Annotated in this window: 10 protein-coding genes; 8 read left to right on the forward strand and 2 right to left on the reverse strand. The window is 71.0% G+C overall.

What is annotated here, in order from left to right:
• Positions 1-2: 2 nt before the first annotated feature.
• The 5 genes from ACFY60_RS08430 to ACFY60_RS08450 all read left to right on the forward strand — a co-directional run bounded on the left by ACFY60_RS08430 (position 3) and on the right by ACFY60_RS08450 (position 6015).
• Positions 3-854, forward strand: a complete 852-nt coding sequence (locus ACFY60_RS08430; protein WP_388608928.1) for a siderophore-interacting protein — start codon at positions 3-5, stop codon at positions 852-854.
• A 143-nt stretch (positions 855-997) separates the two neighbouring features.
• The gene (locus tag ACFY60_RS08435) at positions 998-2437 is read left to right on the forward strand and encodes a pyridoxal phosphate-dependent decarboxylase family protein (protein ID WP_388608930.1); all 1440 of its coding nucleotides are present in this window, start codon (positions 998-1000) and stop codon (positions 2435-2437) included.
• A complete protein-coding gene (locus ACFY60_RS08440; RefSeq protein WP_388608931.1) occupies positions 2424-3707 on the forward strand; it encodes a lysine N(6)-hydroxylase/L-ornithine N(5)-oxygenase family protein in 1284 nt (427 codons plus the stop codon). Before ACFY60_RS08435 ends, ACFY60_RS08440 begins: the two co-directional genes overlap by 14 nt.
• Positions 3704-4234, forward strand: a complete 531-nt coding sequence (locus tag ACFY60_RS08445) for a GNAT family N-acetyltransferase (RefSeq protein WP_388608933.1) — start codon at positions 3704-3706, stop codon at positions 4232-4234. Before ACFY60_RS08440 ends, ACFY60_RS08445 begins: the two co-directional genes overlap by 4 nt.
• Positions 4231-6015 carry an IucA/IucC family protein gene (locus tag ACFY60_RS08450; protein WP_388608935.1) on the forward strand — a complete coding sequence of 595 codons (1785 nt, stop codon included), beginning with the start codon at positions 4231-4233 and terminating at the stop codon, positions 6013-6015. The genes ACFY60_RS08445 and ACFY60_RS08450 overlap by 4 nt, the downstream gene beginning before the upstream one ends.
• A 53-nt stretch (positions 6016-6068) precedes the next feature.
• Here ACFY60_RS08450 and ACFY60_RS08455 read toward each other — a convergent pair whose 3' ends face one another.
• A complete protein-coding gene (locus ACFY60_RS08455; RefSeq protein ID WP_388608937.1) occupies positions 6069-7727 on the reverse strand; it encodes a beta-N-acetylhexosaminidase in 1659 nt (552 codons plus the stop codon).
• 193 nt (positions 7728-7920) lie between these two features.
• Between ACFY60_RS08455 and ACFY60_RS08460 the strand changes: the two genes are divergently transcribed.
• Entirely contained in the window at positions 7921-8196 is a 276-nt protein-coding gene (locus ACFY60_RS08460) for a hypothetical protein (RefSeq protein ID WP_309050211.1), read from the forward strand.
• Between the two features lie 80 nt (positions 8197-8276).
• Complete coding sequence (gene glmS / locus ACFY60_RS08465) at positions 8277-10094, forward strand: glutamine--fructose-6-phosphate transaminase (isomerizing) (RefSeq protein WP_388608939.1); 1818 nt, start codon at positions 8277-8279, stop codon at positions 10092-10094.
• Positions 10095-10272: 178 nt separating this feature from the next.
• Here the strand turns inward: glmS and ACFY60_RS08470 are convergent, their stop codons facing one another.
• On the reverse strand, positions 10273-10794 hold the full coding sequence (locus ACFY60_RS08470; protein ID WP_309050209.1) for a universal stress protein: 522 nt from the start codon (positions 10792-10794) through the stop codon (positions 10273-10275).
• A 341-nt stretch (positions 10795-11135) separates the two neighbouring features.
• On the opposite strand from ACFY60_RS08470, the gene ACFY60_RS08475 reads away from it, so the two are divergent.
• Entirely contained in the window at positions 11136-11537 is a 402-nt protein-coding gene (locus tag ACFY60_RS08475; RefSeq protein WP_388608942.1) for a hypothetical protein, read from the forward strand.
• The last annotated feature ends 267 nt before the right edge of the window (positions 11538-11804 follow it).

The following is an 11804-nucleotide window of genomic DNA, read 5'->3' on the forward strand; positions in this document are numbered from 1 at the left end:
CCGTGACGACCGCCGAGACCGCCCCGTTCCAGTTCTTCTCCCTGCGCGTCGACCGGACGAGGCGGCTCGGCCCGTCGCTGATCCGGGTCACCTTCACCGGTGAGGACCTGAAGAACTTCGCCTCCGGGGGCCGCGACCAGTCGCTCTCCCTCTTCCTGCCGCACCCCGGCCAGGAGGCCCCGGTCCTGCCGCCGCTGGACAACCCGGACATGTACGCGATCCTGGGCGCCTACCGGGCGATGCCGGCGGACGAGCGGGCCGTGATGCGCTCGTACACGGTCCGCGCGCAGCGCACCGCGCCGGTGCCCGAGGTCGACATCGACTTCGCCGTCCACACCGACGGCGGCCCGGCCTGCACCTGGGCGCAGCACGCGAAGCCGGGCGACCCGGTGGTCGTGCTCGGCCCGGCGGTCGCCGACAACACCGGTGTCCGCTTCCGGCTGCCGGAGGACGCCGACTCGGTGGTCATCTGGGCGGACGAGACGGCGCTTCCGGCCGCCTCGGCCATCCTGGAGTGGCTGCCGGCCGAGACCCGGGCCCAGGTCTTCCTGGAGGTCCCGTACTCCGGTGACCGCACCGAGCCGGCCACGGAGGCGGACGCCACCGTGACCTGGCTCGTACGGGAGGAGGGGGCGCCGTCCGCCGTGGCGGCGATCGAGGGCACGGCGCTGCCCGGCGAGGCCCCCTACGTCTGGATCGCGGGCGAGTCCGGCTCGGTCAAGGCGCTGCGGCGGCACTTCGTGCGCGACCGGGGCCTGGACCGCCGCCGGGTCACGTTCGTGGGCTACTGGCGCAAGGGCCTGTCCGAGGACGCGCTGCGCGAGGTCCCGGACGAGACCCTGGAAGAGTCGTAACCCTCACTTCACCTGGCGTTTCATCCCGTCAACTGTCGTGCTCCGAGAGGGGCGAGGGGTCGTTGCGAAGAAAAGTTAGGTTAGGCTAACCTTACTAACGCATCGTCCCCCTCGCCCCTCTCTGCTGCCCGGAGGCCCCCCACATGCGCTCGCACCTGCTCAACGACGCCACGGCGGAGAGCTACCGGCGCTCCGTCACCGAAGGAGTCGAGCGGGTGGCGAACAAACTCGCCACGACCCGCGGCCCGTTCACCGGAGTCACCCCCGCCGAGCTCGCGCCCGTCATCGACGCCGTCGACCTCGACCGGCCGCTGGGCGACGCCTCCGCCGCCCTGGACGAGCTGGAGGACGTGTACCTCCGCGACGCGGTCTACTTCCACCACCCGCGCTACCTGGGCCACCTCAACTGCCCGGTCGTCATCCCCGCGGTCCTCGGCGAGGCGATCCTGTCGGCGGTCAACTCCTCCCTCGACACCTGGGACCAGAGCGCGGGCGGCACCCTCATCGAGCGCAAGCTCATCGACTGGACCGCCGGCCGCATCGGCCTCGGCCCGCTCGCCGACGGCGTCTTCACCAGCGGCGGCACCCAGTCCAACCTCCAGGCACTGCTGCTGGCCCGCGAGGAGGCCGGCACCCGCGACCTGTCGAAGCTGCGGATCTTCTCCTCCGAGTGCAGCCACTTCTCCGTCCAGAAGTCGGCCACCCTCCTCGGTCTCGGCGCCGACGCGGTCGTCTCCGTCCCCGTCGACCGGAACAAGCGGATGCAGTCCGTCGTCCTGGCCGCCGAGCTGGAGACCTGCCGCGCCGAGGGTCTGATCCCCATGGCGATCGTCGCCACCGCCGGCACCACCGACTTCGGCTCCATCGACCCGCTGCCCGAGATCGCCGCGCTGGCCGAGGAGTACGGCGCCTGGATGCACGTGGACGCGGCCTACGGCTGCGGGCTGCTCACCTCCCTCAAGCGCCGCGACCTCCTGGCCGGCATCGAGCGCGCGGACTCCGTCACCGTCGACTACCACAAGTCCTTCTTCCAGCCGGTGAGCTCCTCCGCCGTGCTGGTCCGCGACGGTGCCACCCTGCGCCACGCGACCTACCACGCGGACTACCTCAACCCGCGCCGTACGGTGGCGGAGGCGATCCCCAACCAGGTCGACAAGTCGCTCCAGACCACCCGCCGCTTCGACGCGCTCAAGCTGTGGATGACCCTGCGCGTGATGGGCGCCGACGGCATCGGCGAACTCTTCGACGAGGTCTGCGACCTGGCCCGCGAGGGCTTCGCCCTGCTCGCCGCCGACCCCCGCTACGACGTCGTGGTCGAGCCGCAGCTCTCCACCCTCGTCTACCGCTACATCCCCGAGAACGTCACCTCCCCCGCCGAGATCGACCGGGCGAACCTCTACGCCCGCAAGGCCCTGTTCGCCTCCGGCGAGGCCGTGGTCGCCGGCACCAAGGTCGACGGCCGCCAGTACCTCAAGTTCACCTTGCTCAACCCCGAGACCACCACGGCCGACATCGCCGCCGTGCTCGATCTGATCGCCGGCCACGCCGAGCAGTACCTGGGAGAGAACCTTGTCCACGCCTGAGACGCCCGAGACGTACGACTTCATCGGCATCGGGCTCGGTCCCTTCAACCTCGGCCTCGCCTGCCTGACCGAGCCCATCGGCGAGCTGAACGGTCTCTTCCTGGAGTCCAAGCCCGACTTCGAGTGGCACTCGGGGATGTTCCTGGAGGGCGCGCACCTCCAGACCCCGTTCATGTCGGACCTGGTGACCCTCGCCGACCCGACCTCGCCGTACTCCTTCCTCAACTACCTGAAGGAGAAGGGCCGGCTCTACTCGTTCTACATCCGCGAGAACTTCTACCCGCTGCGGACCGAGTACAACGACTACTGCCGCTGGGCCGCCGGAAAGCTCTCCTCCATCCGCTTCTCCACCACCGTCGCCACCGTCACCTTCGACGAGGCCGGCGAGGAGTACGTGGTGCGCACCGAGGCCGGAGAAACGTTCCGCGCCCGCCGGCTCGTCCTCGGCACCGGCACCCCGCCGTACATTCCCGAGTCCTGCCACGGGCTCGGCGGCGACCTCATCCACAACTCCCGCTACCTGCCGAACAAGGCGGAGCTGCAGAAGAAGAAGTCGATCACCCTGATCGGCAGCGGCCAGAGCGCCGCCGAGATCTACTACGACCTCCTCTCCGAGATCGACGTCCACGGCTACCGGCTGAACTGGGTGACCCGCTCCCCGCGCTTCTTCCCGCTGGAGTACACCAAGCTCACCCTGGAGATGACCTCGCCCGAGTACGTGGACTACTTCCACGCGCTGCCCGAGCGGACCCGCTACCGCCTGGAGACCGAGCAGAAGGGCCTCTTCAAGGGCATCGACGGCGAGCTCATCGACGCCATCTTCGACCTGCTCTACCAGAAGAACCTGGGCGGCCCGGTCCCCACCCGCCTGCTCACCAACTCGGCGCTGCACACGGCCGCGTACGACGGGACGGCGGGCACGTACACGCTCGGCTTCCGCCAGGAGGAGCAGGAGAAGGACTTCACCCTGGAGACCGAGGGCCTGATCCTCGCCACCGGCTACAAGTACGCCGTCCCCGCCTTCCTGGAGCCGATCCGGGACCGGCTCCGCTGGGACTCCCAGGGCCGCTTCGACGTGGCCCGCAACTACGCGATCGACACGACGGGCCGCGGGGTCTTCCTCCAGAACGCCGGCGTGCACACGCACTCCATCACCTCGCCCGACCTCGGCATGGGGCCGTACCGCAACGCGTACATCATCGGAGCCATGCTCGGCTCCGAGTACTACCCCGTCGAGAAGACCATCGCCTTCCAGGAGTTCGCGGTATGACCGTCCGGATACGCCCCCTCGACCCGCTCAAGGACGCGGAGCTGATCCACCCGTGGGTCACCCACCCCAAGGCCGGGTTCTGGATGATGCAGGACCACCGCCTGGAGGACGTCGAGCGCGACTACATGGCGATCGCCGCCCACCCGCACCACGACGCCTTCATCGGTCTGGTGGACGAGGAGCCCGCCTTCCTCATGGAGCGGTACGACCCCTCGAAGGTCGAGCTGGTCGGCCTCTACGACCCGCTGCCCGGCGACGTCGGCATGCACTTCCTCGTCGCCCCCACCGACACGCCCGTGCACGGCTTCACCCGCCGGGTGATCACCGCCGTCATGGCCGAGCTGTTCGCCGACCCGGCGACCGCCCGCGTGGTCGTCGAGCCCGACGTGCGCAACAAGGCCGTCCACGCCCTCAACGAGGCCGTCGGCTTCGTGCCCGACCGCGAGATCCAGAAGCCGGAGAAGAAGGCCCTGCTGAGCTTCTGCACCCGCGCCGACTTCGAGGCCGCCGTGGGAGCCGCCGTATGAACCGCGACCAGCACGACCCCGTCGCCCACCTCACCCCCGAGCGCTGGGCCGACGCCAACCGGGCCCTCATCCGCAAGGCGCTCGCCGAGTTCACCCACGAGCGCCTGCTGAACCCGCAGGAGCTGGGCGAGGGCCGCTACCGCGTCCTGAGCGACGACGGCGCCACCGAGTACCGCTTCACCGCCGACCGGTTCGCCCTCGACCACTGGCAGGTCTACGCCGAGTCGATCAGCCGCCACCGGGGTGACGAGCGGCTCCCGCTCGACGCGCTCCAGTTCGTCACCGAGCTGCGCGGTTCCCTCGGCCTGAGCGACGAGATCCTCCCCGTCTACCTGGAGGAGATCTCCTCCACCCTGGCCGGGACGGCGTTCAAGTCGACCAAACCGCCGGTGACCTCCGCCGAGCTGGCCCACGCCGGCTTCCAGGCCGTCGAGACCGGGATGACCGAGGGCCACCCCTGCTTCGTCGCCAACAACGGCCGCCTCGGCTTCGGCGTCGACGAGTACCGGGCCTACGCCCCCGAGGCCGCGAACCCGATCCACCTGATCTGGCTGGCGGCGCGCCGCGACCGCACCACCTTCACCGCCGGGGCGGACATCGAGTACGAGGCGTTCATCCGCGCCGAACTCGGCGACGCGGCCGTGGACGGCTTCGCCGCGACCCTCGCCGGGCGGGGCCTCGACCTGGCCGACTACCTGCTCATGCCGGTCCACCCCTGGCAGTGGTGGAACAAGCTGTCCGTCACCTTCGCCGCCGAGGTCGCGCAGCAGCGCCTGGTGTACCTGGGCGAAGGCTCCGACGCCTACCTGGCGCAGCAGTCGATCCGTACCTTCTTCAACACCACCGACCCGGCCAAGCACTACGTCAAGACGGCCCTGTCGGTGATCAACATGGGCTTCATGCGGGGCCTGTCGGCGGCCTACATGGAGGCCACCCCGGCCATCAACGACTGGCTGGCCCAGCTGATCGCGTCGGACTCCGTCCTCCAGGCGGCCCGTTTCTCGATCATCCGCGAGCGGGCGGCCGTCGGCTACCGGCACCTGGAGTACGAGGCCGCCACCGACCGCTACTCGCCCTACCGCAAGATGCTGGCCGCGCTCTGGCGCGAGTCTCCGGTGCCGTCCCTCGCCGAGGGCGAGCGCCTGGCGACCATGGCCTCCCTGCTGCACGTGGACCACACGGGCGCCTCCTTCGCCGGCGCGCTGATCAAGGAGTCGGGCCTGGCGCCGGCGGCCTGGCTGCGCGGCTACCTGGACGCGTACCTGCTGCCGGTCCTGCACAGCTTCTACGCCTACGACCTGGCGTACATGCCGCACGGCGAGAACGTCATCCTCGTCCTGGACGAGCGGGGCGCGGTCGCGCGGGCGATCTTCAAGGACATCGCCGAGGAGATCGTCGTCATGGACCCGGACGCGGTGCTGCCGCCCGCCGTGGAGCGGGTCCGCGCCGAGGTCCCGGAGGACATGAAGCTGCTGTCCGTCTTCACGGACGTCTTCGACTGCTTCTTCCGCTTCCTCGGCGCGACCCTCGCCGCCGAGGGCGTGGTCGACGAGGACACCTTCTGGCGGACGGTCGCCGAGTGCGTGAAGGGCTATCAGGAGTCGAAGCCGGAGTTGGCGGACCGCTTCGCGCAGTACGACATGTTCGCCGAGACCTTCGCCCTCTCGGCCCTCAACCGCCTCCAGCTCCGCAACAACAAGCAGATGGTGGACCTGGCGGACCCGTCGGCGGCGCTCCAGCTCGTCGGCGACCTGGTGAACCCGATCGCGCGGTTCGCCTGACGGACCGGTGCGGGCCCCGGCGGAGTACGGTCCTCCGCCGGGGCCCGCATCCGTCATTCCCCCGAGCCGCCGGTCGGCCAGGGGACCTGCGGGGAGCGGTGGTAGCCGATGCCCAGCGCGTCGAAGCGCGGGGCCTGCTCGGCGAGCCGCACCTTGTACGTCTCCCAGTCGTGGGTCCCGGCCGGGGACCAGCCGAGCTCGGCCACGCCGGGCAGGCGCGGGAAGGCCATGACGTCCAGATGGGCCGGGGTCTCCAGGGTCTCCGTCCACAGCGGGGCCTCGACGCCGCGCACGGCGCTCGCCGGGGCGCCGGGGAGATAGGCCGCCGGGTCCCAGTCGTAGGAGCGGCGGACCTCCACGTACCCGGCCCAGGCGAGACCGAGCGGGGTGTCCTTCGTGTACTTCATGTCCAGGTACACCCGGTCGGCGGGCGACAGGATCAGCCCGGTGCCGCCGCGCGCGGCGGCGGCCACCTTCTCCTTCTCGGCGGCCGGGGTGCGGTCCAGGCCCCAGTACTGGACGAGGGCGCCCTCGGCGGGGGTGGCGCCGGTGAGCTGGTGCCAGCCCACGACCGTCTTGCCGTACTTCGCGACGACGGGCTGGACCCGCTCCATGAAGGCGGCGTAGTCGGCGTGGCTGGTGGAGTGCGCCTCGTCGCCGCCGATGTGCAGGTAGCGGCCCGGGGTGAGCGCGGCGATCTCGCGGATCACGTCGTCCACGAAGTCGTACGTGACGGGCTTGGGCACGCACAGCGAGCTGAAGCCGACCTTGATGCCGGTGTAGAGGGGCGGGGCGACGCCGTCGCAGTTGAGCTCGGCGTAGGAGGCGAGGGCCGCGTTGGTGTGGCCCGGCATGTCGATCTCCGGGATCACCTCCTGGTGGCGGGAGGCCGCGTAGCGGACGATCTCCTGGTACTCCTCCTTGGTGTAGTAGCCGCCGGGGCCGCCGCCGACCTCGGTGGAGCCGCCGTACGTGGTGAGCCGGGGCCAGGAGTCGACGGCGATGCGCCAGCCCTGGTCGTCGGTGAGGTGCAGGTGCAGCGTGTTGATCTTGTAGAGGGCGAGCTGGTCGATGTACCGCTTCACCTCGTCCACGGTGAAGAAGTGCCGGGAGACGTCGAGCATCGCTCCCCGGTACGCGTAGCGCGGGGTGTCGGTGACGGTGCCGCCCGCGATCTTCCAGGGGCCCGGCTGGACGGTCCGGCGCTCCACGGCCGCCGGCAGCTGCTGGCGGAGCGTCTGCACCCCGCGGAAGAGGCCGGCGGGCTCACGGGCGGTCAGGGTGATGCCGCCGGGTTCGGAGCGGAGCCGGTAGCCCTCCGCGCCCAGGGCGGTCTCGCCGGGGCTGACGCGGAGTCGGATGCCGCTCTCGGCGGCCCGCTCGTCCACGACGGGCAGCGGGAAGCCGGTGGAGGGACGCAGGAGGCCGGCCAGGTAGCGGCCGACCTCCCGGGACTTCTGGTCCACCCCGATGCGGGTGGTGCGGGTGAGCGTGTACGGCTCGCCCTCGGGGGTGACGGAGGCGGGTACGGGGATGATGCGGCCCAGCGGGCGGACCTCGGGCTCGGCCGCGGCGCCCGCGGCGGGACCGGGGGCGGGCGCCGCCTTCCGGGCGGGTTTCCCGGCGGCGGAGGCCTCGCCGCCCGCGGCCGCGGCCACGGCGAGCAGAAGCAGGGAACCGATCAGGCGCGGAATCCTTCGGCGCTGTCTCACAGGCGTGCTCCCCTTCAGGTGATCAACGCGTCTGTCGTTCTCTATATCCGGTTGTCACCCTTGCGTACCGCTCCCCTCACACGGGGTCAAGGTCTGGACCAAGCCACCCGTTTTTTCCGTCGATCATGAGGGTCCTGCCCGATTCCGGGCAGGAATGTTGCGGAAAACCGGGGCCACCCCTCAGTATTTCCAGGTGCTCGAACGCCGCCCGTCGCACGACGACCTCATCGACCACCTGGTGCGCAGCACCGCGCTCCAGCGCGGTGAGGCCACCCGGGTGGTTCTCGACGTGCTGGCGTACTTCGACGAGACGACCGAGGAGTTCGTCCGGCGCCGCCACCGCGAACTGCAGGCGGGCGGGGCCGTGAACGCCCAGATCTTCGAACGGATCGCGGCGGAGCTGCCGCACCGGGCCGTGGCGCCACCGGAGCTCTCGCTCCGGCAGCTGCGCCGGATCGTCTACGGCTGAGACGGCCGGACGGAACCGGCCGGACCGGCCGTCGTCCACGGGGCGGACTGCACCATCACCAACCGGAGGGGTTACACCTTATGTGTGGAATTGTCGGTTACATCGGTAAGCGCGACGTGGCGCCGCTGCTGCTCGAAGGCCTCCAGCGCCTCGAGTACCGCGGCTACGACTCCGCGGGCCTCGTCATCACCAGCCCCAAGTCCAACGGCCTGAAGATGGTCAAGGCCAAGGGCCGCGTCCGCGACCTCGAAGCCCGCGTCCCCAAGCGCTTCACCGGCACCACCGGCATCGCCCACACCCGCTGGGCCACCCACGGCGCGCCGAGCGACATCAACTCGCACCCGCACCTGGACCCCGAGAACAAGGTCGCCGTCGTCCACAACGGCATCGTCGACAACGCCGCCGAGCTCCGCGTCAAGCTGGAGGCCGAGGGCGTCGTCTTCGCCTCCGAGACCGACACCGAGGTCATCACGCACCTCATCGCCCGGTCGCAGGCCGAGACCCTGGAGGACCGCGTCCGCGAGGCGCTCAAGGTCATCGAGGGCACCTACGGCATCGCCGTCATGCACGCCGACTTCAACGACCGCATCGTCGTGGCCCGCAACGGCTCGCCGGTCATCCTCGGCATCGGCGAGAAGGAGATGCTGGTCGCCTCCGACGTCGCCGCCCTCATCGCCCACACCCGCCAGGTCGTCACCCTCGACGACGGCGAGATGGCCACCCTCAAGGCCGACGACTTCCGCACCTACACCGTGGCCGGCGCCTCCACCACCGCCACCCCGGAGACCGTGGAGTGGGAGGCCGCCTCCTACGACATGGGCGGCCACGACACGTACATGCACAAGGAGATCTCGGAGCAGCCCGACGCCGTCGACCGCGTCCTGCGCGGCCGCATCGACGACCGCTTCTCCACCGTGCACCTCGGCGGCCTCAACCTCGACCCGCGCGAGGCCCGCACCATCCGCCGCATCAAGATCCTCGGCTGCGGCACCTCGTACCACGCCGGCATGATCGGCGCCTCCCTCATCGAGGGCATGGCCCGCATCCCCGCCGACGCCGAGCCGGCCTCCGAGTTCCGCTACCGCAACCCGGTCGTCGACCCCGACACCCTCTACATCGCGGTCTCCCAGTCCGGCGAGACCTACGACGTCCTCGCCGCCGTCCAGGAGCTCAAGCGCAAGGGCGCCCGCGTCCTCGGCGTCGTCAACGTCGTCGGCTCCGCCATCGCCCGCGAGGCCGACGGCGGCGTCTACGTCCACGCGGGACCCGAGGTCTGCGTCGTCTCCACCAAGTGCTTCACCAACACCGTCGTCGCCTTCGCGCTCCTCGCCCTCCACCTCGGCCGCATCCGCGACCTGTCCGTCACTGACGGCAAGCGGATCATCGAAGGCCTGCGCAAGCTCCCCGCCCAGATCGAGGAGATCCTCAAGACCGAGGACGAGATCAAGGAGCTCGCCAAGGAGTACGCCGGCGCCCAGTCGATGATGTTCATCGGCCGCGTCCGGGGCTACCCCGTCGCCCTGGAGGCCTCCCTGAAGCTCAAGGAGATCTCCTACATCCACGCCGAGGCCTACCCCGCCTCCGAGCTCAAGCACGGCCCGCTCGCCCTCATCGAGCCCGCCCTGCCCACCGTCGCCATCGTCCCCGACGACGACCTGCTCGAGAAGAACCGCGCCGCCCTCGAGGAGATCAAGGCCCGTTCCGGCCGCATCCTCGCCGTCGCCCACCAGCCCCAGGAGAAGGCCGACCACACCATCGTGGTCCCCAAGAACGAGGACGAGCTCGACCCCATCCTCATGGGCATCCCGCTCCAGCTGTTCGCCTACCACACGGCGCTCGCCATGGGCCGCGACATCGACAAGCCGCGGAACCTCGCCAAGTCCGTCACGGTCGAGTAGTCGCCGGGGCGGGGCCTGTCCCCCCGCCCCCGCCCGCCGGGCCTGTCCCCCGGCGGATCGACCGGACACGCGAACCGGCCCCCGCGCATCCCAGGAGCGCGGGGGCCGGTTCGCGTTTTCCGGGGCCCGGTCCGCCGAGGACCGGGGACGGTCGTCCCGGGACCAGGGAGAGCGGGGGTTACGGGATGACGATCACGGGCCGCCGCGCGCGCCGTGCCAGGCGGCCGGCCACCGAGCCGAAGATCCGGCCGACGATCCCGTGCGTGGAGCCGACCACGATCGCGTCGGCCGAGTACTCGCGGCCGACCTCCTCCAGCTCGTGGCAGATGTCCCCGCCGCGCTCGACGAGGATCCAGGGGACCTCGGAGAGGTGATCGGCGCAGGCCAGCTCCAGACCGAGCACCTCCGTGCGGTGGTCCGGGACGTCCACGAAGACGGGGGGCTCGCAGCCCGCCCAGACGGTGGTCGGCAGCCGGTTGGCCACATGCACGATGATCAGGCCGGAGCCCGAGCGCCGGGCCATGCCGATGGCGTAGGCGAGAGCGCGCTCACTGGACGTGGAGCCGTCGAAGCCGACGACCACCCCGTGCCGGAAGGCCGGGTCGCAGGAGTGGCGTGGCTGTTCCACCGCGAGGGGGTCGACCGTGGAATCGGCGACGCGCTTGCGGTCCGCGGGTTCGAAGAATTCGTGACCGGCCATCGGTGTCTCGGCGAAGAGGGTCCTCGTGGGAAGGGACGGTGAAGGGGGGGAGGAACAACGGGTGGCGGCGGAGCTGTGTCCGGGAATCATCTTCCCAAGCCCATACCCCCAAGGGTACGGCGAGACTCCTCTCCTGCCCAGGGCCCGCCGTAGCACGCCCGGCTTGCGCGCCGCTTGAGGACGGCGTTCCAGGGAGCATGCACGAGCGGTTCGGCTTCTGGCAATGCCGGGTGGGTTCTACAAGCGTCCGTACGGGGGCCAATCGGACGTCGCTCACAGTGATCGGAGTGTTCCGTTCCTCGTTGCCACAGGTCCGGCCCACCGACCCAGGGAGACCGCCCGTGCCGCCCGTGCCCGTACCGTCGAGCCCCGCCAGGACGCCGGACGCCGGCCGTCCCGCCGTACCCGGGGGGCGCCGCCGGGCGGCGCGCGCGCAGGCTCCGGCCGCCCCCGCGCGGCGGCCGGCCGGGACCGCGGAGGCGGGCACGGCGGCCGGCCCCGCCGACGAACTGGTCCGCTGGGCGGTCTTCTGCTGCGCCCTGGTGCCGGTGGTCCTCGTCGTCTACGGCACCTCCCTCGGCGGGGCGGCCGGCGCGGCCCTGGGGCTCGTGTCGGTGACCGCGGCCTGCCGGGTGCTGCTGCGTCGCTCCGAGCGCGGTCCACGGGCCGGGCGGGGGCCTTCCGGCGGGGTCGGGGAGGGGGCCGGAAGCCGCCGGCGGAAAGGGACGAACCCACCGAGTTGACAGGCTCGCACACCCGATCCCATCGGTTTTCAGCCAAGTTCCCCTTCTCGGCGATTCCTTGGCGGAACGGTCCTCCGCCGAAGGCCCCGACGGGCCCGAAAGCCCCGCCACACGGGCTCACACCCTCCGCGTACGGGGCGTTCGCCGCGGTGGCCCTTCCGTCCGGGGCCGCCGGGCGGAACGCTTCGCCATCGATCGCTTCACGCCAAGTGGCCTTGTCGACAATCTGCCGGATGGAGAACTTGTCACGGCGGTGCCATGGGACGC

The sequence above is a fragment of the Streptomyces sp. NPDC012827 genome (genome assembly GCF_042900905.1).
GTDB classification, from domain to species: Bacteria; Actinomycetota; Actinomycetes; order Streptomycetales; family Streptomycetaceae; genus Streptomyces; species Streptomyces gulbargensis.